Here is a 22,114-nt window from a genome sequence, read left to right as displayed (position 1 = left end):
TCCCCCCTTTAAAGAGCCATGCAAGCAGCATTCCTCCCCGCGACATCCGGCTGGCAATGGGTCCGAGACGGCTTCCGTCTGTTCCGCAAGCAACCTCTGGCCATGTTCACCTGGGCCATGGCCATCAGCCTTCTGGTCATCTTCGCCACCGCGACGCCGCCGGTCGGACCCATACTGGTGGTGGCGCTGATGCCCATCATCACGCTGATGACGCTATCGGCGTGCAAGCATGTCGAAGCCGACCGCATCATGCTGCCCTCGATGTGGGCCAAGCCGCTCAAGCAGCCTGGCGTATTCAGGAAACTGTTCCTGATGGGGCTGCTGTACGCGGCGCTCTGCATTGCGACCGGCCTGATCATCTTCCTGCCATTCACGGACGCGATGGTCGAGGGCATGCGCATTGCCTCCGTGGAAAAGTCCATGGAGCCCATCCTGTCTGCCATGGCCGTTCCGCTGACTTTGTTCGCGATCGTGTATGTCGTGATCGCCGCGCTGTTCTGGCACGCCCCCGTCCTGGTCGCCTGGCATGGGCTGCGCCTGGTCCAGGCGCTGTTCTTCTCCGGCATCGCCTGCTGGCGCAACAAGCTGCCGTTCCTGGTCTACGGCGCCACCTGGATCCTGGTGTTTCTTTTCATCGACCTGTGCGCCGGCCTCCTGGTCGCCATCGGCCTGTCGCCCCAGCTTGCCGGCACGCTGCAGATTCCCTTCAATATCGCCGCGGGTGGCGTGCTGTACTGCAGCTTCTATCCTGCCTATACCTCCGTATTCGGTATCGAGAACGCCGGCGCGCATCTCGACGACAGCAACGGCGCCCAGGCATGACGCCATGCGGCAGGGCGCCAGCGCCCTGCGCACAGCAAGCACCCTTCCCTGCCGCGATATGAATGCCACGTCGATGGCATAGCGCATGCCAAAGGTATGCACCGCGGCGCAATGCATCAGCAAGATGCCGGACCGCGGCCCCGGCGGCTTGCGTCCCAGCAAGCCGCGCGCGCGGCCGCAGCAGCTGGCGACCTTGAGTAGCCTGAGTCCGCCGCGCCGCGCCGATGGCTGACCGCCAGTCATTGCACGCTCTGCAGCAATTGCACCATGACCGGAAAGGCCAGCACGATGAACGTGCAGGGGAAGATGCAGCCGATCAGCGGCAGCAGCATCTTCACCGGAGCCTGCATCGCCAGCTGTTCCGCACGCACGTGACGATCGCTGCGGGCTTGCGCCGCCTGTGCCCGCAATACTGGACCCAGGCTTATCCCGAGCCCTTCGGCCTGCGCCAGGGCGGCCGCCCAGTTACGCGCAAGCGGGCTATTGCTGCGTTCCGCCAAGGCCTTGATCGCGGCGGTCCTGGAAACCCCCGCACGCATCTCTGCCAGCGCGTCAGCCAGGGCATCTCGCAGTATGCCCGCCGGTCCGCTCTGGGCGGCCATCTGCAATGCCCCATGCACGCTCAGCCCCGCTTCCACACACAAGGTCATCATGTCGAACACGAAAGGCAGGTCGCGTTCGATGCTGCGTCGCCGGTTGCTGCTCAAACTGCGCAACCAAAGCCCCGGTGCGGCGCCTGCCGCCAGCGCGGACGCTACCATCCAGGGAATCCATTCCCAGGACTGCGCCTGCGCCAAGACGATGGCGACCGCCGTAGTCAACCCGCCGGCAGCCATGGCCGCGCTCCAACACAGCGCCGCGACATGCGCGTAGCTGATGCCGGCGGGCAGCGCCGCCCGCTCGATGGCGCGAGTCAGCCGTATGCGCCAACGCCAGGAACATAAAGGCCCAGCCACGGGCGCCACCGCGGAAATCCAGGGCCAGGCCGCTCGCCACCACCACGGCAAGGCGGACGACGCACCCTCGCTGTCCAGCAGCAATGGCTTAAAAACCACCCATGCCAACCATCCCGCAGCCAGGGCGGCCGTCAACAGGCTCAAGTACAGCCACATCGCATCCGCTCCCGTCAGATATCGATCCGGACAATGCGCCGGATCAGCAGCATGCCCGCGGTCTCCAGTACCGCCACGATCGCCAACACGCCCCAACCCACGGGCGTATGCCACAGCAGGCCCATGATTTCCGGCTCCAGCCGGTCCAGCACGGCAAGCAGCAGCAAAGGCAAAGCGCCCACGATCCAGGCCTGCATACGTCCCTGCGAAGTCAGCGCCAGCAGCTTCGCCTGCAACTGCAGGCGGGCGCGCAGGGTCTGCGCGATGCTTTCCAGCGCCTCTGCCAGGTTGCCTCCCGTCTGCGCCGCAATGCGCATGGCTGCTACGACGAGCGCGGTCGAATCGGCCGGCATGCGGCCACGCAGGTTTTCAAGCGCGCCGTCCCATGGCACGCCCATGCGCTGCTCGCGCAACATCAGGCCGAACTCCTGGGCCAAGGGCGCGCTGCTCTGCTCGACGACGTGGCGCAGGCCGGTGGTCAATGCCACGCCAGCGCGCAGGGCGGAGGCGAGCATCAACAGCGCCATCGGCAGTTGCTGCTCGAACCGCCGGGCACGGCGCCGCCGCAACCCATTCACCAGCGTCCTGGGCAGGCGCGAGGCAAGCGCCGCGGCCAAGGCGGCGACAAAGCCGCTGCCCGTCGCAGCAAAGGCCAAGGCCGCCGCCATCGCCGCGCAAGCCACCGCGCCAGCCCACAATTGGGCGGGGTCTATGAATAAGAACACCTCGCTCAGACGCAGGCCCGCCTCCTGGGTGTAGACCTCGCGGTAGCGGCGCAGCGCTGGCGCAAACCAGTGTTGGGCACGCCACGCCAGCAGCAGCACGCATACCATGGCGGCTCCCGCAGATAGCCAGATCATGTCGCTCCTTGCGCAAAAACGGTGGTCCCCGGCGCCGCCTGCTCGGTGTTGGAGAACCAGGCGGGATCGAAGGCCTCCTCGGCCTGCGTCCATTCGCGCGCAAAGCCAGGCAAGGCGCCGCAGCCCGTGAAGCCGCCCATGCGGTCGTAGCGGAACAGATCCTGCAGCTGTATGCGTCCGCTTTCCATGCCCGTAATCTCCGCTATCGACGTCACGACGCGACGCCCGTCGCCCAGCCTCGCCTGCTGCACCAAGATATCCACGCTGGCCGCGATATGCTCGCGCACGGCGGCCAGAGGCAGATCGAGCCCGGCCATCAGGATCATCGATTCCAGCCGCCCCAGCGCGTCGCGTGGCGAGTTGGCATGCAGCGTCGTCAGGGAGCCTTCGTGCCCGGTGTTCATGGCGGTCAACATGTCGAATGCCTCCGCCCCGCGGCACTCGCCCACGACGATCCGGTCTGGCCGCATGCGCAGCGCGTTGCGCACGAGTTCGCGGATGTCGATGCGCCCTCGCCCCTCCTGGTTGGCCGGACGCGCCTCCAGCGCCACCAGATGATCATGGTTCAGGCGCAGCTCCGCCGCATCTTCGATGGTGACCACGCGCTCGCCGTCGGGAATCTCGTTGGACAGGATGTTGAGCAACGTGGTCTTGCCCGCCCCGGTCCCTCCAGATACCACCAGATTCCTGCGCATCCTCACGCAGAGCGCCAGGAATTGCGCCATGGCGCCGCTCAGCGTCCCCGCAGCGATCAGATCGGACATTCCGGGGCGCCGCTGTGGAAATTTGCGTATGGTCAGGCTGGCGCCCCTAAGGGCCACCGGCGGAATGATGGCGTGCACCCGGGACCCGTCGGCCAGGCGCGCATCCACCATCGGAGAACTTTCATCGATGCGTCGCCCCAAGGGTGTGACGATGCGCTCTATGACCCAACGCAGCGATTGCTCGCTGGTAAAGGCCGCCTGATGGCGCGACAAGCGGCCGGCGCGTTCGACATAGATCTCGTCGTGGCGATTGACCATGATCTCCGTAATGTCGGCAGCGGCAAGCAAGGGCTCCAGCGGCCCCAGGCCGACGGCTTCGTCAAGCACCTCGCGGCAAAGCGCAGCCCGGTCAACCCCCGGAGGCAAGTCGGTGTCCGTGGCGACGATATGCGTCAGCAGCCGTTCGGCCTCGGCGCGCAGCATGCTGTCGCTCATGCCCGCCAGGTCGCGGCGGCGCAGATCCAGCGCCGCCAGCAGCGCCGCGTGCAGCCGCCGGCGCTCCTGCAGCGGATGTGGCAGTGGCAGAGCCGGCACTGGCGTCGCCGGCGCGGGCAGCATCGGCGGTTCCTGCACGGCAGCCATGTCGCGGGCGACGCTTTCAGCCGCCGCACCGTCCGCCCCACCGTTGCGCTCCGGGATGTCCGCCAGCGACACCCGCAGCCGGCAGGGCCCGATCAGTATTTCGTCGTCGGGCAACACCGGGGCGTGGCGCACGATCCTCGCGCCGTTCACGAGGGTTCCGCCCAACGTACCCAGGTCTTCGAGCACGATCCCCGCCGCTTCGCGCAACAAGCGGGCGTGCTGGCGCCCCACCCTCCAGTTCACGATGCGCACCCCGCAATGCGCGCCCCTTCCTATCAACGCGGGAACAGCCACCGTGGATCTGTGCACGGAGGCGTCTTCAAACATCATTTCCACGTCGATCATGGCCGAGTTTCCGAAGAAGGAATCGGCGCGCCGTCTTGCGGCGAGCCCCACTGCGAACCGGTGCCGGCGTGGGCATCCCACCCTGCCGCGGCAGGCACGGCGGTGCCCAGGCGGGGCGGCACGGGAAAAGCCGCTTCGAGCACGCCACGTCCCCGCCGCACGCGGTCCGCCATGGCGGGCTCGGCCTGCGTAATCAGTTTGGGCGTCACGAATATGGCAAGTTCGGTTTCCCGCAATTGATAGCGCCGGGACGAAAACAAGGCCCCCAGAACCGGGATGTCTTTCAGCCATGGCAGGCCATCGCTGGTCTCGTCCCGCTCGCGCGACAGGAAGCCGCCGATGACCAGCGTATCGCCGGACCGCACGTTGAATTCGGTGGATGCGCGGCGCGTGCGTAGCGCCGGTCCGCCCGGCACGCTCAGCGCGTTGTCCACCGAACTCGCCTCTACCTCGATCAAGGATCGGATGATCCCGTTGCGATCGATGCGAGGGGTGATCCTGAGCATGACGCCATAGGGCTTGAACATCGTGGTCGCGTTGCCGCGCGTGTCGGTCGACGAGTAAGGAACCTCTCCGCCGGCCAGGAAGGTGGCGCTGGCGCCGCTGCGCGCGAGCAATTGAGGTTGGGCCAGCATGACGGCCTCGCCGCTTTGCGCCAGCATCGCGATCCGGGACGACAACAGCGCATTGACGCCGAAGTAGCCAGCCGCCGAAGAGACCGGGCCCACCGTTTCTATGATCCCTTCGCCTGGACGGTTCATGCGCCCCCTGGACCCCGCATCCCAGGCCAGGCCGGCGTTGATGCCGCCTTGCGACAGCCCGTCCCAGCGCACGCCCAGATCCCTCAGCCTTGAGGTGGGGATCTCCACGACCTGAACGTCCAGCTGCACCATGCGGTCCCAACCCACTTGGCCGGTAAAGTCCAGCACTGCGGGATAGCGGTCCGCCAGGGCCGTGATGCGCAATCGGTCATCGTCGGAAAGATCGTCGCCCTCGATCAGGATGCGACCGCCCACCTCAGTACTGCGCGCGCCGGGAATGCGGGCAAGCAAGGCCTCGACCTCTGCCCGCAGACGCAGCGCGCCGGCCGGCACGACCCTCAGTTCATAGGCCTTGGCGCGCCCGGCGTTTGCCCAGATGTGCAGTGACGAAACACCCTCGGCGCGGGCAAAGACCACGACCTCGCGCCCTTCGGCCTCGATGGCGCCCACGACCTGGCCGTTGCCTATCGCCACGCGCTTGACCCCGGGGTGCGACAGAATCCGCGTTTCACCCACCTGAAGTTCAATCACCTCATCCTCCGCCCGCGCTGCGGGATTGGCCAACCAGAGCACGCAGGCAAACATGCTGATGACGGCGCGTCTCATGGCCGCCCCCGCTGAAGTCGAGCCGGGCCTGCACTTTCCACATCCATTGCTCCTGTGCCTGCCGAGGGGTCCAGCCTGTCTCCGTACAGGATGGCCACGCCCGGCGCATTCCGGGGTTCCAGGTCCAATCCGATCAGGGTGGCAAGGTCGCCCTGCGCGGCGCCGCTGACCATTGCGGCATCATCGCGATGGCGCAACATCGCGGTCAGCGCCCCGCTCTGCCGCGCCGCCACGAATCGCATTGCCTCATCCGGCGTCGCTGCCAAGGTGATATTGCCGCCCTTGGTTTCGCTCTCGGCGTCGCCTCCCACCATCAGCACGCGCATGCCTTGCAGGAGGGGCACCGTCATCTCCCGCTGCCGATGCGAAAAACTCACATAGATGTCGATGGCATCGCCTACGCGCAGGACTTCCGCCAGGCCGCCCAGGTCCGTCGCCGCCACGGTCAATGCGCGTTGCCCGCTGCGCAAGCGGGACGCCAAGGCCGGGGCCGGAGGACTGAATGTCAGATGCCCCCGCAGCAAGGGCTCACCATTGGCGACATCGGCCAGTAAGGTGGCGCCAAGCAAACTTGCAAGATCCAGGGGATCGATGCTGGCCCGGGACACCCAAAGCTGCGGAATCTCGCGCACTGCCAGGTGCACCTCTTCGAGTTGCGTGCCAGCAGGCAGGTCGTACGCCGCGACCAGCCGGCTGACCATCGGCGTGCGCGCCTCTGCCTCCAGCGCCTGGACCCGCTGCTGCACGTGTTCCCGCACCGCCCACGCGGATACCAGACCCGCAATCAGTGCTATGGCATACACGCCCATTCGGCGCAGACGCGGCGCTACATGGGTGATCCAGTTCGTCATGGCACTCTTCCGCTGACCAGAAGGCCGGTGCCACCGTCCAGCGGCACCAGCGACAGCCGCATGCGGGAGCCGGAGCGGACCCACCAGTGCGCCGAATCCTCGGAGACGGGCATGCGACGCCAGCCGTTCCGGAGCAGGTGCTGCTCCAGCTGCGCAGCCAACTGCCCCGGAGGCAAGGCGTATTGCCAGATCCGCTCGGAAACGCGTACGCCGTCCTCCATCAAGGCGATGTCCAACCTGAGGCGGCCGCCGGCGGGCAGCCAGGCAGGCGAAGCGCTTTCAGGCACGGCCAGAAGGCTGACGGCTGAAATGCTTCCGGCTGTCCGACGGGAGCCCAGGCCTTCCAGCTGGATGACCCATTGCTCCTGCCCCACCTTACCCGACAGAATCGCCTGACCTGACAACACGTTGAGATTGACCAGGGCGGGCTGCTGGGCAGACAGGTAACGGATCAGCTCCGCCGTACTGAGCGGCGCATCGAACACCAGCACACGCGCCGGGATTCCATGCAACCAGATGCTTTCCCCTAACAATCCGCGACGCGAACCTGCGGGCAGACGCAAGGCCTCCAGCGCGGTAACGCCTGGCCTGCTCCCGCCGGCCTCCCCGCCGCTCGTCACGAGATGCTGAGCTGCGGCGACATTGCGCCACCCTACGGCCGCAACAGCCACGGCGCCGGCCATCAACAGACGCAGCGTCTTTGTCATAGCCACGGTTCGCCAGCCGTCTTCCCGTGATGGGGCAAAACCCGCAAGGGGCGCCGAAAAGCGCAGGCCGATCATTTGCCCGCCCCCTTGCGGCTGGCAAGCCGCTCCCCAGGCACCACATCCGCCCATTCAGACAACCAGTCCAGCGACAGGCCGGGCCTGCGCCAGGGTCCGTCCAGGTGATCGACAACAGGCTTCAAGCGTCGGGCCTCGGCCACCGAGGCGCGTTCCGCCCTGTGCCAGGACGTAGGCGCCCGGCCGATCCGGCGCTGCGCGTCGGCATCGCCGTCCGCATAGCCGGCGCCGCTTGCCACATGCGTGCGGCGGGCGATGCGCAACCAGGCCGCGCTGTCCCGATCGAATCGCGCAGCGCTTGCCGTCACCGACAGCAGTCGCAGATCCGCGCCAAACCATTCGGCCTGCAAGGCGTTGACCTGCGCGGGTGCGATACCCGATAAGGTGCTGGCCTTGCCCGAGAGCGCCATGCCGCCCGACGCGGGCAAATTCCGCATGGGTTGTCCCAGGGCGCCTGCCATTGCGGTCTTGCGGCTGGCCTGCGACATTTCCTGCGCTGCGAATTGCAATCCGCCAATCCAGGACGCCGCCCACAGCAGCAGGGCCAGCAGCGGCAACATCAGCAACGCTTCGACCAGAGCCTGCCCTTGCTGGCGCGTGGGGATCCGGTTCATGGCGCGCGCCTTGCCTGCGCGGCCTCTGCGGCGCTGACGGCGGACAAGCGCGCCTGCCAGTAAGGGCGGAAAAGCGTGGCAAGTTCATCACGGCCATCGGCCCGGCGTTCCGGCCGTGCAAAATAGGTTTCCGCCGCGGAAGTGACGGTGACGGCGTCTTCCGGTCCCAGTGCGGCATAGCGGAACGCCCCCAAGGGTGTCCGGACTGCGCTGTCGCCATCCGTGGTTTTCAAGGATGCGCCGGCAAGCCGGACGGTCACCGCGAAACGCAGGGGATCGCCGCTGCGTGGCAAGGCGATGTCGCGATAGGCTGGCAGGCCCCGCCCCGGCCAGCGCTGAGCGGTAGCCATGGCGTACGAATTGGCCATGGGATTGGTGAAGCCATCGAGCAGATCCCAGTTGGTCGACTGCTCCACCCAGCGCCAGAAATCCTGTTCGGAAAAATCGAGCGGTGGCTCTTCCACGTACTCCAGGCCTTCGGGCGCCTTGATCTTCTGGCCTTGCGCCGTGCCCCAGCCCACGGCGTACTCGCGGAAATAGCAGCCCCTCCAGCGGTTGAAACGCAGCGCATGGTAGGACTGGGTATCAAGAGCGCCCCAACGTCCATCCGGCCCCAACCAGGTGGAACCGCGGCGCCGCAACTCGTGGCGATGCAAAGGGCACAGCGGATGGACCATCCACGGATTGCGGCGCGTGACGTTGCGGCGGTGGAGAAACCCGTACCGTTCCGCCGCTTGTTCGACGGCGGGCCGCAATCCCGCCTCGCGCGTGGCCAGGCGACGCCCCACGTATCCGGGCCAGCCATCGGTCAGCAGCCGCACGCTCAGGCCCCGGACATGCGCGGCATCGCCATCGGGCAACGGAGCATCGTCCGACAGATTGGCGGACAGCACTTTCTTCATGATGCGTTCGCGCGAAGCCGCCAAGCCTGAAACAGCGGACGCCGCGGCTGCTTCCAGAACCTGGTGGACCACTCTGTCGTGCTCGCCAAACGCCGACGCGAGCCTCTGCTCGGCGTCGGGCACTGCCCGCACAGTTTGGTAGGCTGCCCCGACATCGGGGCCGAACAACATGGCGATCAGCCCAGCGGGCGGATTGCGGCGGTCGCGCTGCGACTGCATGGTGCGGGCGTACTGCGCCGAGGCAGCCAGCGTGACCAGATGCGCCATGGCGACCTGATGCGCGATCTGTGTGCGGTTGATGTAGGCCAGGGCATTGAGCGCGCGCGCTTGCTCCAGCGCCCCGCTGTAGGCGGCCGCGTCTGCGGCATGCGTCAGCCGCTGCCGCGCTCCCACGGTTTGCCCCAGGTTGTACAGCACGACCAGGGATATGCCTCCCACCGCCGCCATCAACAGACCCAGCACCAGCGCCTGGCCGCGCTGTTGAGCAAGCGGTGCGCAAGAACGCGCGTTCACTTCGCGTCCGTGGCATTGCCGGTGAAGGACTTGAGCGAACGGGCCTTGGTCTGCGCCGCCGCTTTTTGCGCCGCCTGTTGTGCCGCGCGGCTCTGCGCACCGCCGTCTTCGCCGGCAAGTTCACGCGCCATGGCGGCGGTCTGCGATCGCACCACCTGGCCGAAATACTGGTACACCGCGATGGCCGCCACCGCGACCAAGGCCACGACCACCACGTATTCCGTCATACCCTGTCCCGACTGACGCTTCCGCAACCCTGACATATCCGTTCTCCGGCACTGTGAAGACAGGCTTCAGTGTCGGCGTCTGCCCCCGGCCTCGCCATTCGCGGATGCCGAGGCGGATAAAGTGATCACGGGTCCGTTGACAGTGCACGGGCGGCGGCGGCCCGCCCAGGCTGGCCACCGCGCAAAACGGCATTAATCTTGTAACCCTTTAATATTCAAGGGTTTTCCCTATTGTTCGACCTATGGCTCAGCAGTAGATTTGAGTTGCCGGGCTGTCTGACACCCATCGCGTGCGAAGCCGGGCAGGAGCGCCTCAGACTCACCTTGAGCTGGGGCGCTCTTCCATTTCAAGGGTTGAGGATCCTCCGCAACTCTATTGGATGAACGCGGTAGAAGGCGGGGGCCAGCGGAGCCGCCCGCGTCGGTTTGAACTACAGCAACAGCGGTGAAATCTTGCTGCCGTCCACCGACACCCCGGCCATGAGGCCGCCGTTGTTCAAGACGAAGCCGACGATGGGCTGCTGCGCGGTGTAGGTATCGATGCTGCCGTTGACGCCCACATTGGCCACCGCGACCGTCGCGTCCGCCCCCACTGTCCAGCCGCTGCTGGCCCGGAACTTGGCCAGGGCGCCGTCGGTCATGAACAGCACCACCATCGCCTTGGACTGCGCGCCGGCCTGCAAGCCGATGGAGCCGCCCGTGATGCTGTAGTAGCCGGTATCCGACCCGCCTACGCGCAGCACGCCCGTTCCATGCTGCGCGCCTACGATGAAGCTCGCGCTCAATACGCCCGGAAACACCAGCACGCCACGCGCGCGTTCCACCAATTGCTTGGCCTGGGACGAGGACTGATAAAGCTTGGTCAGGGTCGCGTCGGCTGCGGTATCGAGTTCCTGCCGCTTTTCCGCAGCCGTGGCCGAGGATTGGGCGGTGGTCGTGGTGCAGCCGGTGAACGCCAGGCTGGCCACGCCGAGCATCGCTGCGAGCACGCCGGCCCGACCTGCCTTGGGGAGAGTATCAAGCATGTAGCGCTCCTTATTGTTGTTGGACGCCCTTCCAGGCGCGCCCGGAAGGAGAACGCCACCATCCTACCTGGGATTTTCCGGCCTTGGCGCCATACAAGCGGGATCTGCGTTACTTCCTGTTCCAGGACGAGCAAGTGTCATTACACTTGGCCAGCATTTCCCCACTAATTGCCGTGCGGACGCAAAGCAGAATGCCGCTTCCGCCATGCATCGTGCACATTCTCTTCAGATGGAAATCCGCGTCTGAACATGATCGGCATCGACGCCGTGCGACACCGTCGGCCCGTCCTCGGGCAGCGCCTTGACCAATTATTTTCGAGCACGTCCGATGAAGTGGATCCTGGTCTCAATGCTATGCATGTTCGCGTCCGGCTGCGGTGTCGTCGCCGCCCCGTGCCGTATCGCATCTGCCGCCATCAAGATCGTGCCGGTCGTCGGCGACGTCGCGGCGGCGCCGACGGATGCTTGCGCGGAAGTCATCGACTGATGCGTTGCCTACGCTGTTCCCTTGCCCGCGGCAGACACAGCTGCTTGATCCCGCTTAGCTACATGTGACAACGCTGACCATGCTCAATGCACTGGTCAGGTACTGGATTGCGGCTGCTTTCTCCGGAATCTGGAGAACGGACGAATTTTCCAGCTTTACCAAGGCATGCCTCATCAACTCGCCGGGAGACATCATTGAGATGTCAGACGCCATTGGGCGAGCGCCGCTCCACGCCAGGGCTTCCGCCTCGAAAGCCAGAGGGCCTGGGGCAGTACCAGGCAGGGCGTTGGATTTCATCGGAGTTCTCCATTGCTGTCTTGCACAAAAGGAGATCAGAGCGAGGGCCGACACGAAAGTTCCGGTGTGACGGCAGGCCGTCGGTACTTGGCGCTTGCAGATGACGTTAGATCACGGCCGGACAGCGGGCCAAACGCCGACTATCGCCCGATGGCGCGCCGCGCACGCCCCATACTGCAGGGACAGCGGGAGGGGACCCGCAGCGGCCTATTGTATGAACTCCGCCTGGCTGCAATTGGAGAAATGGACGGTGCATTCCGTCAGGTTCTTCTCTTTGCAGATGTCCATGGCGTCGTCGGTCGCCTGCTCGATGGTGTAGTGCTTGCGGAACATGGTGAAGTACTGGCCATTGCCGACCGCCCCCGAAGCCACGATCGCGCACTGATTGTAGAACGTCATCGCCGTCTTGCAGTCGGTGCCGCCCTTCGAGACACAGTGAGCAATGGCCGCCTTGGTCGCTTCGCGCTCGCTGCCACGGTTGCCCGCCATGCCGACCAGGTTTTCCTTGCTGGACGCGAATGCGCCCCAGCGGGTTTCCCAATGCCCCTGCGGACGCGGCGGCGGCGGCGGCACGCCACCGCCCTGCGGCACTTGGTAAAGGCCAGGGATGGGGATGCACTGGGCCGGCCCCTGGGTGGACATGGTGTAACCGTCGCCGCATCCCTGCTCCGCCGCCGCCGGACGCGCAGCGATGAGGACCAGGGCCGCAAACACAAGGGCAAGACAGGGAGCGCGCTTCATCCAGTTTTCCCGTAATGATGGCCGAACTGCCGGAATTTGCGGATATTAGCAGTTCCATGTGGCCGCACATGGTCGCAATACTCAACCCCCACCCTGGCCGTTGGGGTCTCGCACCTCATCGTAGGCCCGTTCGCATGTCAGTCCCGCGATGCGGGCACGATCTGCAACGCCCGCAAGCGCTTCAGCTCGATCGATAGCGCGGCCAAGCATGTAGGCGAGCAGATCGACGGCAGCGGCTCCTGACGGGCCTGCGTCGGCAAGGGCGGGCTGTTCGGCAACTGCGGCGCGAGCCAACGTGTTTGCGCGGGCACGCAGCCGGTCACGCTCAACACGAGTGCCAGCAGCATCAGCGACCGCGACAGCGGCTTTTTTCTGGGCATTATCGCGGGCTTGCTCCATGGCGGCAGTGCGTCGTCGTTCTTCGGTTCTCGCCGCCTCAACAGCGGCAACAGTGGCCTGGGATTGCGCATCCCGCTCAATGGCCTGGACAGCACGCAGCTCGGCCACCTCCCGGCCGTGGAACGCGCCCAGCACGAACCAAGCGACGCCGAGAACGTCAAGATTACGTCAATATCGGAGCCGGAAAAGAAACAGCCGCCATTGCTGGCGGCTGTAGGTGCCTGAATTAACAGGACTTTCTTGGTAGGCCCCCCGAGAGTCGAACTCGGCACCAACGGATTATGAGTCCGCTGCTCTAACCAGGCATGAGCTAGAGGCCCTAAAAACTTTTACTGCCCTTCCAGGAAGCTCTTCAGCTTATCGGCCCGGCTGGGGTGACGCAGCTTGCGCAGCGCTTTCGCTTCTATTTGGCGGATGCGCTCGCGCGTGACGTCGAACTGCTTGCCCACTTCTTCCAGGGTCTGGTCCGTGCTCATTTCGATGCCGAAACGCATACGCAGAACCTTGGCTTCACGCGGGGTGAGAGAGTCTAGCACTTCCTTGACCACATCGCGCATGGAACCGTGCAAAGCCGCGTCGGAAGGCGCCAGCGTGGACGTGTCTTCGATGAAATCGCCCAGGTGCGAGTCGTCGTCGTCACCGATAGGCGTTTCCATGGAGATCGGTTCCTTGGCGATCTTCAGGATCTTGCGGATCTTGTCCTCGGGCATGTCCATCTTCTGCGCCAGGGTCGCGGGATCCGGCTCGGCGCCGGTTTCCTGCAGGATCTGGCGGCTGATCCGGTTCATCTTGTTGATCGTTTCGATCATGTGGACCGGGATACGGATGGTGCGCGCCTGGTCGGCGATGGAACGCGTGATGGCCTGACGGATCCACCAGGTCGCGTAGGTCGAGAACTTGTAGCCGCGACGGTACTCGAACTTGTCCACGGCCTTCATCAGGCCGATGTTGCCTTCCTGGATCAGGTCCAGGAACTGCAGGCCGCGGTTCGTGTACTTCTTGGCGATCGAGATCACCAGACGCAGGTTGGCCTCGGTCATTTCACGCTTGGCCTTGCGGGCCTTGGCTTCGCCGGTGGCCATGCGCTTGTTGACGTCCTTCAGGTCCTTCAACGGCAGCACGACGCGCGTTTGCAGGTCGATGAGCTTCTGCTGCAGTTCCTGCACGGCGGGAATCTGACGCTCCAGCGTTTCGGCGTACGGGTGGCCGGCAGCCACTTCGTCGACGACCCACTGCATGTTGGTTTCGTTGCCCGGGAACACCTTGATGAAGTGCGTGCGCGGCATGCCGGCACGGTCCACACACGTGTGCAGGACAGCGCGTTCGAGCTGGCGCACTTCCTCGACCTGCTGACGCAGGGTGTCCGCCAGCTTCTCGACCATCTTGGCCGTGAAGCGGATGCCCATCAGTTCATTCTGGATGGATTCCTGGGCGCGCACGTAGACGTCCGACTTGTAGCCGTCCTTCTCGTACGAGTGGCGCATCTTTTCGAACTGCTTGCCGACTTCGTCGAACTTGGCCAGGGCCTTCACGCGCAGGTCTTCCAGCTGCTTGCTGGACATGCCGCCGGCGGGGCCGTCGTCGCCTTCGTCTTCCTCGGCGGTGACGCCGGCGCCGGCGTATTCCTCGCCGTCTTCCGGATCGACCAGGCCGTCGACCACTTCGTCGATCTGGGCCTGGCCTTCACGCACGCGCAGGATGTGAGCCAGGATCTCGTTGATCGTGGTCGGGCAGGCCGAGATGGCCATGACCATGTGCTTCAGGCCGTCTTCGATGCGCTTGGCGATTTCGATTTCGCCTTCGCGCGTCAGCAGTTCCACCGAGCCCATTTCACGCATGTACATGCGCACGGGGTCCGTGGTGCGGCCGAAATCCGAGTCCACGGTCGTCAGCGCGGCTTCGGCTTCGTCTTCGACGTCGTCGTCGTTGGACGCGACCGGCGCGTTTTCGCTCATCAGCAGCGTTTCGGCATCGGGCGCCTGGTCGTAGACCGCGATGCCCATGTCGCTGAACGTGCTGATGATGCCGTCGATCGCTTCCGCGTCGACCAGATCGTCGGGCAGATGATCGTTGATTTCGCCGTAGGTCAGGTAGCCGCGGTCCTTGCCCAGCTTGATCAGCTGCTTCAGGCGGTTGCGGCGCGCTTCGTATTCTTCGGGCGTGACGGGGCCGCGGGCGATCAGATCCTTGGGATCGGCCTTGCCGCGCTTGCCGCCGCGCTTGGGCGGCTTCAGGTCGGGCAGAACTTCGCCGTCGCCGTCCATGGTGTCGTCAAAGCCGTCGGAATCGTTGTTCGCGTTCTTGGCGGGACGTCCCGGGCGCCGGCCGCTGGGCGCGGGGCGCGCGCTGCCCACCAGGTCGGCGAGCTTGTCTTCGGCCTTCTTGGCGCGAGCCTTGGTCACCTTCTCGGGCTTGTCAGCCGCGGCAGCCTTGGCCGTCTTCTTGGCGGCCGTCTTGGCTGCGGGCTTGGCGACCTTCACCGCCGTCTTGGCGGGCGCCTTTTCCGCTGCCATGCTTACGACGCGCTTGGTCGTGGTGGCCTTGGTTTCGGCCGCATCAATTGCAGAGGAGGATTTGCCGGTGGATTTGGTCATAGTCGCTTCCGTGGTCGTCGCAACCCGTTCGGGCATGTTGCACCGCATGAAGCCGCTTTGGACAGCGGTCCAACGCGGCGGTTATACGGGTAAATCTGGTGAATCAGCGGAGATCACGCGGCTGCGTTGTTCGCAGCGCCGGCTCTTGCGAGCCCGCTTGGCGCCGTTGCGGTGCAATACCGTACTCGCGCGTTGCGTGCATGACCTCATCCTGCGTAGGCTCCCGGGCGTCGGGGGGGCTGCCTGCCTATAAATAGGCTTTGCTTGCTTATCGGGCCTTTGCCCCAAGCAGCTGAGTAGACACAGCACCCAAACCACTAACGCCATCCGGAGATAACCACCGCCGAACTGCTTGATTCACCGCTTAGCTATATTAATTAACCATGTAACAAAGTTGACGCGCGCATCCGCTTTTATTTCTGCCGTTGCGCATCTGACGTTCCGTTTTCTGGAGCATCCGCCACGCCCGGATCGCCGGTCCCGCGTCAAACCCTATACATCCATTAGATTCTGGCTGCCGGAATAGATTCCGCCCGCCGAATGCATTTCTTGTTGCTCACGCCTCGTGGCACGAGGATTAGCGCCAAATTCAGCAAGAATCAGGCCGCAATCAACTGCAAGCGCCACAATCCGCGTACATCAGAAGACAGACCTATCAGGCAGGCTCGCGCCCAACCTCACACTCCCGTCCCGCCCGTCGCAAAAAAACTCGCTTCGCAAGCGGACAACCTTTGATTTTAGCGCATTTAGCGCACGCCAGCACCTTTCAGCACGGCCATGCGGCTGGAAAGCTCCTGATAGCGTTTACGCGCCTCTTCCGTGGCCAAGCCCGCCGCAGCGAGCTTGGCCATTTCCAGCTTGGCCGAGTCAAATTCGATCCGTCTCAAGGCGTCGTCCCATTCCGTTTGCGGATCAGGCAGGTCTTCCTGGGACAGGATGTCGGCCCGCAGGCCCTTCAGCACCGTCGCCAGATCCGAATCCGGCTCCGCGGCTTCCAGCAGGGCGCCGACATGGCGGGCGCCGCTGGACTGCGCCAGCATGATCAGGTCTCTTACAAGACCCAGATGGGGGCCGTGGTCGATGACTTCAAGCTGCTGATCACCCATGGAGTCGACCAGTTCGGGATGCGCCAGCAGCAAGCCCAGCAGGCGCTTGGCCAGCGACGGCATGGTGCGGCGGCCTTCAAACCCGCCCACATCGTTGTCGCGCTTGCCTTTCCAGCCGCCTTTGCCGCCCTTCCAGTCACCCTTGCCCTTCCAGTCGCTTTTGCCCTTCCACTCCTGCTTTCCGCCGCCGCGCTGAGCTCCTCCGCCACCAAAGTCGGAACCCTGGGACGGCAAATGAACCTGGTCCGCGTAGTCGGACTCGTCGGCCGGGATGTCATGAAAATCGTGTCCGGCGAAATCGTAGCCAGCGTCCGTATAGCCCGGCTCGTGGCTCGGCGCCGCAACCGCGCCGGCATCCCCTCCCGTGGCGCCCGGCTTGGGCGCGGGCGCGAAGGGTTTTGCGGGCTGCTGAGCCAGCACCTGCGCCATTTCCTCGGGCGTCAGCTGTACCAGCTTTGCCATTTCCCGCTCGATCTGCACGCGCAACGCGCATTCGGGAATGGCAGCCAGCAAGGGCTTGGCCTCGTGCAGGCAACTGGCCCGCCCTTCGGCTTCGTTCATGTTGTGCCGCGAGGCCAGCTCGTCCAGCAGGAAGCGGGACAGCGCCACGGCCTCTCCCAGGCACGCCCGGAAAGCTTCCGCGCCCAGTTCGCGCACATACGAGTCGGGATCGTGCTCTGACGGCAGAAACAGGAAGCGGATCGCAATGTCGTCGCGCAGCACGGGCAGGCAAGCCTGCAGTGCACGCCACGCGGCGCGCCGACCCGCGCCGTCGCCGTCGAAGCTGAAGATGACCTTGTCGCTGGCGCGCAGCAGCTTCTTGACGTGGTCCGGCGTGGTAGCCGTACCCAGCGTCGCTACCGCGTTGGCGATGCCTTGCTGAGCCAGGCCGACCACGTCCATGTAGCCTTCGACCACAATGACCTGCCCTTCCTGGCGTATGGCCTGGCGCGCCTCCCACAGCCCGTAGAGCTCGTGTCCCTTCGAGAACAGCGGGGTTTCGGGCGAATTCAGGTACTTGGGTTCGCCCTTGCCGATGATGCGCCCGCCGAAGCCGATGAGACTGCCCCGCGCATTGCGGATCGGGAACATGACGCGTTCCCGGAAACGGTCGTAGCGACGTCCGTCTTCGGATTCGATAACCAGTCCGGATTCCACCAGGACGGGGTCCTCGTAATTCGGGAAGACCTGCGACAAGCCGTGGCGGTCGGTGCCCGACCATCCCAGGCCGAAATGCGCCGCGATTTCACCGGTCAGGCCGCGCTGCTTCAAATAGCGGATCGCTGCGGGCGAGGCCCGCAACTGCTTGAGGTAATGCGCCTGAGCGGCATCCAGCACCTGCGTGTGGCGGGATTCCTCGGCCTTGCGGCGCGCGGTTTCCTGCTGCTGGCGTGGACTGCGGTTTTCTTCGGGGACCGTCATTCCCGCCGATGCCGCGAGCGTGCGCACGGCATCGGGGAAACTGGCGCCCGTGTGTTCCATCAGGAAGGTGATGGCACTGCCATGCGCTCCGCAACCGAAGCAGTGATAGAACTGCTTGGTGGGGCTGACAGTGAACGAGGGACTTTTTTCGTTATGAAAAGGGCACAGGCCAAGCAAGTTGGCCCCGCCCTTTCTCAACTGCACGTATCGCCCGACTATGTCGACGACGTCGACTCGGGCGAGCAAATCCTGGATGAATGATTCTGGAATCAATAGATTCGGGAATCAAAAATCAATACAGGCGCGGGGGCAGTTGTTGGCTACGGATGCGCTTGTAGTGGCGCTTCACAGCGGCGGCGTGCTTGCGCTTGCGCTCAGCCGTGGGCTTCTCATAGAACTCGCGCGAACGCAGCTCGGTGAGCAAACCGGTCTTTTCGATGGTGCGCTTGAAGCGGCGCAGAGCGGCTTCAAACGGTTCGTTTTCCTTCAGTCGAACGATAGGCATAAAGTGATTGGCCTGCTTGTAGGGTAACAAAAGTTGATGACAAACCTGGCTTGCTTACCAGCAACGCTGCGCGGGTCCAGGTACGCGTAAACGGCCTCGTGGATACCAAAATCATACCAACAGAGGCAGGCACCGCGAACGGGGAACCTTGAAAGCGCAATCCAGGCGCCGGACTCCGGCTTCAGCGCTGCTTGACAGCCCTGAACCACAGACCCATCCCGGATTTCCGCTGGCTGTTTCCGTTACCCAAAGACTACCCAAAGAGTAACAAGCCAAGTTCGGTTTAGCGATAACCAGCGATTCTAGCATGGTCATGGCTGTTTTGACTACTGGAGGGCAGTCTGGCGCCCTGGGCGGCCAGAATGCCCTCTCCTGCCGAAACGCCATGCTCAGCTCTTGGAGCCCTTGCGGATCCAGGCCTCGAGCTGGTGCGGACGCAGGCTGTCGTAGTCTTCGAAAGGCTGGTGGATCCAGGGGTTCGTCGGCAGCTTGTCGACGTAGTAGTCCGGCGTCGCCTGGGAATGCCCCTTCCACCACAGCACCGCGCTGCGCAGCTCGGTGATGTCGGCAAACTGGCTTTTCAGGTGATCGTAGACCTTGCTGAAGGTCTTGCCGGTATCGACCATGTCGTCCACCAGCAACACTCGCCCGGACAGCGTGCCGCGCGTGATGGTGATGAACTGGGCGATATCCATGTCGCCCTGCTTGGTGCCGGCCGCTTCGCGATAGCTGCTCGTGGCCAGGATGCCCAGCGGCACGTCAAAAATACGGGACATAACGTCACCGACGCGCATGCCGCCGCGCGCCAGGCAAAGAATCTTGTCGAACTTCCAACCCGATTGATGCACCTGCAAGGTAAGGCGCTCGATCAGGCGGTTGTAGTCGTCCCACGTCACCCACAGATGGCTGTCATCATTGGTCGGCGTGCTCATAGGCAAGCATCTCCTGCTTAATAAATACGAAAAGGCCGCCGCCGGTATGAGACCGGCGGCGGCCTTGCGAATAATAACCCGATGTCAGCCCTTCAGGGGATGACGCAGCACAATGGTTTCATTGCGGTCCGGGCCGGTCGACACCAGGTCGATGGGTACGCCGCAAACTTCGGCCACGCGCTCCAGGTAGCGACGCGCCGCCTGGGGCAGCTTGTCGTACTCGGTGATGCCGACGGTGGATTCGCTCCAACCCGGCAGCTCTTCCAGCACCGGCTGCGCCTGCGCCACGGCATGCGCGCCATAAGGCAGCACATCGCGGAATTCGCCGTTGACGCGGTAGCCGACGCCCAGCTGGATGGTTTCCAGACCATCAAGCACATCCAGCTTGGTGATGCACAGGCCGGTGATGCCGTTCAGGCGGACCGAGCGCTTGAGCGCGGCGCCGTCGAACCAGCCGCAGCGGCGCGGACGGCCCGTGACGGAACCGAATTCCTTGCCGATCGTGGCCAGGCGGGTACCGATCTCGTCGACCAGCTCCGTGGGGAACGGACCCGAACCGACGCGAGTCGTATAGGCCTTGGTGATACCCAGGACGTAGTCCAGTTGCTGCGGACCGACGCCCGCGCCTGCCGAGGCGGCGCCAGCAACGCAATTGCTGCTGGTGACGAAAGGATAGGTGCCGTGGTCGACGTCCAGCAAAGCGCCTTGCGCGCCTTCGAACAACAGGCGCTTGCCTTCCTGCTGCATGGCGTACAGGTTGCTCGACACGTCCTTGACCATCGGGGCGATGGCCGGAGCCAGCGCCATGGCCTGGTCGCGCACTTCATTGGCGGAAACCGCCTCGGCGCCCAGGTACTTGGTCAGCACGAAGTTGTGGTAATCCAGCACTTCGGCGAGTTTTTCGTCGAACAGCGCGGGATTGAACAGGTCCTGCACGCGCAGCGCGCGGCGGGCGACCTTGTCTTCATAGGCCGGGCCGATGCCGCGACCGGTCGTGCCGATCTTGCCGTCGCCCTTGCGCGCCTCGCGCGCCTTGTCGATGGCGACGTGGTACGGCAGGATCAGCGGGCAGATTTCGGAAATCTGCAGGCGCGAACGCACGTCCAGACCGGCGGCCTCAAGCTCTTCGATTTCCTTGAGCAGGGCCTCCGGGGACAGCACGACGCCGTTGCCGATGAAGCAGGTGACGCCGGGATGCATGATGCCCGACGGGATCAGGCGGAGAATCGTCTTCTTGCCGTTGATCCACAGCGTATGGCCGGCATTGTGACCGCCTTGGAAGCGGACCACGCCCTGGACGGATTCCGCCAGCCAGTCGACGATCTTGCCCTTGCCCTCGTCACCCCACTGGGTGCCGATTACGACTACGTTCTTGCTCATGTTACGAATCAATATCGAGTTTCTCGGGAAATCCGGAAATCTCCCCGCGGCCCTCTCGTTGCCGAGAGGGGGTTAGTCACAGCGTTCTGACCGTCCAGGCGCCATCCTGCAGCGCCAGCTCGCGATCGCAAACGAATTCGTCCTGATCCTGCTCGTGACCGGGCAATACCTGAACGACAATTTCCCCCGACCGGCGCAGGCGGCGCACCGCCTCGGTCAGGGCGGGGGCTTGCCCCCAGGGCGCACGTACCGCACGCGCCCTTTCCGCCGGCGGCAAACCCGCCGCCAGCTTGCGTAAATCAAGACTGAAGCCGGTGGCGGGACGGGCCCGGCCAAACGCACGGCTGACATCGTCATAACGGCCGCCGCTGACCAGCGCATCGCGCCAGCCTTCGGCATACAGCGCGAACTTCACGCCGGAATGGTAGCCATAGCCGCCCACGTCGGCCAGGTCCACGCCGAACGCCACATTGGGCATGGCGTCGACCACCAACTGCAGCGCGTCCAGCGCAGCCACGACACCCGGCAGCAGAGGGAGTTCACGGCGCGCCTCCTGCAGCACTTCCGGCCCGCCGTATAGCTTGGGCAGCAATTGCAGGGCTTTCAGGGTCTCTGCACGCAACCCGGGAGCCCGCTCGGCCAATTCACCCAGTCCGGGAACGTCCTTCTCGCGCATCAGCAGGATGACGTCCTGCGACAGGGCCGTCGCCGCCGGATCGGACTCCAGCAGCGCGCGCAGCACGCCCGGATGGCACAGATCGAGCCTAGGGTTACGCACGCCGGCAATCGCCACGGTTTCCAGCACCAGCTGGATGATCTCCAGGTCGGCCTCGAAGCCGGCGTGGCCGTAGATTTCAGCGCCGATCTGCAGCAGCTCGCGGCTGGCCAGCAGGTCCGCCGGGCGGGCATGCAGCACATTGCCGCAATAGCACAGGCGGGTAACGCCAGCGCGGTTCAACAAATGCGCGTCGATGCGCGTAACCTGAGGCGTCATGTCCGCGCGCACGCCCAGCGTGCGTCCGGACAATTGATCGACCAGCTTGCAAGTGCGCAGATCCAGATCGCTGCCCGTGCCGGACAACAATGAATCGATGTATTCGACCAGGGGCGGCGCGACCAGCTCGAAACCGTAAGTGCGATACAGATCGAGAAGTTCGCGGCGCAATTCCTCGATGCGCCGGGCCTCTGCCGGAAGTACGTCGGCAAGGCTCTCGGGCAGCAACCAGTTACCCATGAATGTTTACCTGAAGAACGCCAAGTGATGCGTGGGCGTCGCCCAAACGAAAAAGCGGCTGAGGGGGCGTAAGCCCGCTCAGCCGCTGCGGAATGTTTTCTAGCTTACGGGGTATTGTACATGGTTCGGCGGCCAATGCCAGCCGGGACTGCCGCGGCAGCGTAACCGTCCCCTATTGCGGGGAATTCGGGATGCCGCCTTGCCAGCAAGCAAAAAGCCCCTTGGACTTCCAAGGGGCTTTTCTTCCGCAT

22 protein-coding genes, 1 tRNA gene and 1 pseudogene are annotated in these 22,114 nt (G+C 64.6%); 3 read left to right on the top strand and 21 right to left on the bottom strand.

From position 1 onward, the window contains the following. Positions 1-18: 18 nt before the first annotated feature. Entirely contained in the window at positions 19-822 is an 804-nt protein-coding gene (locus IB258_RS30470) for a BPSS1780 family membrane protein (protein ID WP_225590555.1), read from the top strand. A 9-nt stretch (positions 823-831) separates the two neighbouring features. Here the strand turns inward: IB258_RS30470 and IB258_RS30535 are convergent. After that, positions 832-939, bottom strand: a pseudogene (locus IB258_RS30535) (DUF192 domain-containing protein); the annotation flags it as partial. Here IB258_RS30535 and IB258_RS30460 point away from each other — a divergent pair. Beyond that, positions 908-1,054, top strand: a complete 147-nt coding sequence (locus IB258_RS30460; protein WP_225589319.1) for a hypothetical protein — start codon at positions 908-910, stop codon at positions 1,052-1,054. The pseudogene IB258_RS30535 and the gene IB258_RS30460 sit on opposite strands and share 32 nt — an antisense overlap. A gap of 7 nt (positions 1,055-1,061) precedes the next feature. Here the strand turns inward: IB258_RS30460 and IB258_RS29320 are convergent, their stop codons facing one another. The 10 genes from IB258_RS29320 to IB258_RS29275 all read right to left on the bottom strand — a co-directional run bounded on the left by IB258_RS29320 (position 1,062) and on the right by IB258_RS29275 (position 10,766). Further along, the gene (locus IB258_RS29320; protein WP_192353555.1) at positions 1,062-1,934 is read right to left on the bottom strand and encodes a type II secretion system F family protein; all 873 of its coding nucleotides are present in this window, start codon (positions 1,932-1,934) and stop codon (positions 1,062-1,064) included. Between the two features lie 14 nt (positions 1,935-1,948). After that, positions 1,949-2,794: a type II secretion system F family protein gene (locus tag IB258_RS29315; RefSeq protein ID WP_119450731.1), complete on the bottom strand. Its 846-nt coding sequence runs from the start codon at positions 2,792-2,794 to the stop codon at positions 1,949-1,951. After that, complete coding sequence (locus IB258_RS29310) at positions 2,791-4,485, bottom strand: ATPase, T2SS/T4P/T4SS family (RefSeq protein ID WP_192353554.1); 1,695 nt, start codon at positions 4,483-4,485, stop codon at positions 2,791-2,793. The genes IB258_RS29315 and IB258_RS29310 overlap by 4 nt, the downstream gene beginning before the upstream one ends. Continuing rightward, complete coding sequence (locus IB258_RS29305) at positions 4,482-5,852, bottom strand: type II and III secretion system protein family protein (protein ID WP_192353553.1); 1,371 nt, start codon at positions 5,850-5,852, stop codon at positions 4,482-4,484. Before IB258_RS29305 ends, IB258_RS29310 begins: the two co-directional genes overlap by 4 nt. After that, on the bottom strand, positions 5,849-6,703 hold the full coding sequence (gene cpaB, locus IB258_RS29300; RefSeq protein WP_054458598.1) for a Flp pilus assembly protein CpaB: 855 nt from the start codon (positions 6,701-6,703) through the stop codon (positions 5,849-5,851). The genes IB258_RS29305 and cpaB overlap by 4 nt, the downstream gene beginning before the upstream one ends. Continuing rightward, positions 6,700-7,485, bottom strand: a complete 786-nt coding sequence (locus IB258_RS29295) for a hypothetical protein (RefSeq protein WP_175162531.1) — start codon at positions 7,483-7,485, stop codon at positions 6,700-6,702. The genes cpaB and IB258_RS29295 overlap by 4 nt, the downstream gene beginning before the upstream one ends. Continuing rightward, positions 7,482-8,099, bottom strand: coding sequence for a pilus assembly protein (locus IB258_RS29290; RefSeq protein ID WP_192353552.1), 618 nt, complete (start codon positions 8,097-8,099; stop codon positions 7,482-7,484). Before IB258_RS29290 ends, IB258_RS29295 begins: the two co-directional genes overlap by 4 nt. Continuing rightward, complete coding sequence (locus IB258_RS29285) at positions 8,096-9,514, bottom strand: pilus assembly protein TadG-related protein (RefSeq protein ID WP_192353551.1); 1,419 nt, start codon at positions 9,512-9,514, stop codon at positions 8,096-8,098. The genes IB258_RS29290 and IB258_RS29285 overlap by 4 nt, the downstream gene beginning before the upstream one ends. Continuing rightward, a complete protein-coding gene (locus IB258_RS29280) occupies positions 9,511-9,777 on the bottom strand; it encodes a hypothetical protein (RefSeq protein WP_054458606.1) in 267 nt (88 codons plus the stop codon). Before IB258_RS29280 ends, IB258_RS29285 begins: the two co-directional genes overlap by 4 nt. A gap of 395 nt (positions 9,778-10,172) precedes the next feature. Beyond that, entirely contained in the window at positions 10,173-10,766 is a 594-nt protein-coding gene (locus IB258_RS29275) for a YSC84-related protein (protein ID WP_054458628.1), read from the bottom strand. Positions 10,767-11,094: 328 nt separating this feature from the next. On the opposite strand from IB258_RS29275, the gene IB258_RS29270 reads away from it, so the two are divergent. Next, positions 11,095-11,253: a DUF6726 family protein gene (locus IB258_RS29270; RefSeq protein ID WP_054458630.1), complete on the top strand. Its 159-nt coding sequence runs from the start codon at positions 11,095-11,097 to the stop codon at positions 11,251-11,253. A gap of 54 nt (positions 11,254-11,307) precedes the next feature. On the opposite strand, the gene IB258_RS29265 is transcribed toward IB258_RS29270, so the two are convergent. From IB258_RS29265 to IB258_RS29220, 10 genes are all read right to left on the bottom strand, one after another. Beyond that, positions 11,308-11,550, bottom strand: coding sequence for a hypothetical protein (locus IB258_RS29265; RefSeq protein ID WP_192353550.1), 243 nt, complete (start codon positions 11,548-11,550; stop codon positions 11,308-11,310). A 207-nt stretch (positions 11,551-11,757) separates the two neighbouring features. After that, complete coding sequence (locus IB258_RS29260) at positions 11,758-12,291, bottom strand: DUF4189 domain-containing protein (protein ID WP_119450744.1); 534 nt, start codon at positions 12,289-12,291, stop codon at positions 11,758-11,760. 81 nt (positions 12,292-12,372) lie between these two features. Beyond that, the gene (locus IB258_RS29255; RefSeq protein WP_370539864.1) at positions 12,373-12,798 is read right to left on the bottom strand and encodes a DUF2514 family protein; all 426 of its coding nucleotides are present in this window, start codon (positions 12,796-12,798) and stop codon (positions 12,373-12,375) included. A gap of 133 nt (positions 12,799-12,931) precedes the next feature. After that, positions 12,932-13,010 (bottom strand) — tRNA-Ile (locus tag IB258_RS29250). Between the two features lie 9 nt (positions 13,011-13,019). Then, a complete protein-coding gene (gene rpoD, locus IB258_RS29245) occupies positions 13,020-15,284 on the bottom strand; it encodes an RNA polymerase sigma factor RpoD (RefSeq protein WP_054458639.1) in 2,265 nt (754 codons plus the stop codon). Between the two features lie 746 nt (positions 15,285-16,030). After that, on the bottom strand, positions 16,031-18,085 hold the full coding sequence (gene dnaG / locus IB258_RS29240) for a DNA primase (RefSeq protein ID WP_054458641.1): 2,055 nt from the start codon (positions 18,083-18,085) through the stop codon (positions 16,031-16,033). Between the two features lie 19 nt (positions 18,086-18,104). Beyond that, on the bottom strand, positions 18,105-18,317 hold the full coding sequence (rpsU, locus tag IB258_RS29235; protein ID WP_006218592.1) for a 30S ribosomal protein S21: 213 nt from the start codon (positions 18,315-18,317) through the stop codon (positions 18,105-18,107). A gap of 389 nt (positions 18,318-18,706) precedes the next feature. Further along, positions 18,707-19,249 carry a phosphoribosyltransferase gene (locus IB258_RS29230; protein ID WP_042792860.1) on the bottom strand — a complete coding sequence of 181 codons (543 nt, stop codon included), beginning with the start codon at positions 19,247-19,249 and terminating at the stop codon, positions 18,707-18,709. Between the two features lie 84 nt (positions 19,250-19,333). Then, the gene (locus IB258_RS29225; protein ID WP_042792859.1) at positions 19,334-20,629 is read right to left on the bottom strand and encodes an adenylosuccinate synthase; all 1,296 of its coding nucleotides are present in this window, start codon (positions 20,627-20,629) and stop codon (positions 19,334-19,336) included. Positions 20,630-20,705: 76 nt separating this feature from the next. Further along, positions 20,706-21,863, bottom strand: coding sequence for an ATP phosphoribosyltransferase regulatory subunit (locus tag IB258_RS29220; protein ID WP_054458643.1), 1,158 nt, complete (start codon positions 21,861-21,863; stop codon positions 20,706-20,708). Positions 21,864-22,114 lie beyond the last annotated feature (251 nt).

Source organism: Achromobacter sp. ACM02, assembly GCF_014851605.1.
Taxonomy (GTDB): Bacteria; Pseudomonadota; Gammaproteobacteria; order Burkholderiales; family Burkholderiaceae_B; genus Achromobacter; species Achromobacter aegrifaciens.
Note: the sequence above shows the minus strand (reverse complement) of the source record. Positions and strands in the feature narration are given on the sequence as shown.

Excerpts from the sequence above, each read along its gene's own strand:
- IB258_RS29275 (WP_054458628.1), bottom strand. The coding sequence starts at position 10,766 with ATGCTTGATACTCTCCCCAAGGCAGGTCGGGCCGGCGTGCTCGCAGCG.
- rpsU (WP_006218592.1), bottom strand. The coding sequence starts at position 18,317 with ATGCCTATCGTTCGACTGAAGGAAAACGAACCGTTTGAAGCCGCTCTG.
- IB258_RS29310 (WP_192353554.1), bottom strand. The coding sequence starts at position 4,485 with ATGATCGACGTGGAAATGATGTTTGAAGACGCCTCCGTGCACAGATCC.
- IB258_RS29230 (WP_042792860.1), bottom strand. The coding sequence starts at position 19,249 with ATGAGCACGCCGACCAATGATGACAGCCATCTGTGGGTGACGTGGGAC.
- cpaB (WP_054458598.1), bottom strand. The coding sequence starts at position 6,703 with ATGACGAACTGGATCACCCATGTAGCGCCGCGTCTGCGCCGAATGGGC.
- IB258_RS29315 (WP_119450731.1), bottom strand. The coding sequence starts at position 2,794 with ATGATCTGGCTATCTGCGGGAGCCGCCATGGTATGCGTGCTGCTGCTG.
- IB258_RS29305 (WP_192353553.1), bottom strand. The coding sequence starts at position 5,852 with ATGAGACGCGCCGTCATCAGCATGTTTGCCTGCGTGCTCTGGTTGGCC.
- IB258_RS29270 (WP_054458630.1), top strand. The coding sequence starts at position 11,095 with ATGAAGTGGATCCTGGTCTCAATGCTATGCATGTTCGCGTCCGGCTGC.
- IB258_RS29295 (WP_175162531.1), bottom strand. The coding sequence starts at position 7,485 with ATGATCGGCCTGCGCTTTTCGGCGCCCCTTGCGGGTTTTGCCCCATCA.
- IB258_RS29260 (WP_119450744.1), bottom strand. The coding sequence starts at position 12,291 with ATGAAGCGCGCTCCCTGTCTTGCCCTTGTGTTTGCGGCCCTGGTCCTC.
- IB258_RS30460 (WP_225589319.1), top strand. The coding sequence starts at position 908 with ATGCCAAAGGTATGCACCGCGGCGCAATGCATCAGCAAGATGCCGGAC.
- IB258_RS29225 (WP_042792859.1), bottom strand. The coding sequence starts at position 20,629 with ATGAGCAAGAACGTAGTCGTAATCGGCACCCAGTGGGGTGACGAGGGC.
- IB258_RS29220 (WP_054458643.1), bottom strand. The coding sequence starts at position 21,863 with ATGGGTAACTGGTTGCTGCCCGAGAGCCTTGCCGACGTACTTCCGGCA.
- IB258_RS30470 (WP_225590555.1), top strand. The coding sequence starts at position 19 with ATGCAAGCAGCATTCCTCCCCGCGACATCCGGCTGGCAATGGGTCCGA.
- IB258_RS29290 (WP_192353552.1), bottom strand. The coding sequence starts at position 8,099 with ATGAACCGGATCCCCACGCGCCAGCAAGGGCAGGCTCTGGTCGAAGCG.
- IB258_RS29265 (WP_192353550.1), bottom strand. The coding sequence starts at position 11,550 with ATGAAATCCAACGCCCTGCCTGGTACTGCCCCAGGCCCTCTGGCTTTC.
- rpoD (WP_054458639.1), bottom strand. The coding sequence starts at position 15,284 with ATGACCAAATCCACCGGCAAATCCTCCTCTGCAATTGATGCGGCCGAA.
- IB258_RS29280 (WP_054458606.1), bottom strand. The coding sequence starts at position 9,777 with ATGTCAGGGTTGCGGAAGCGTCAGTCGGGACAGGGTATGACGGAATAC.
- IB258_RS29320 (WP_192353555.1), bottom strand. The coding sequence starts at position 1,934 with ATGTGGCTGTACTTGAGCCTGTTGACGGCCGCCCTGGCTGCGGGATGG.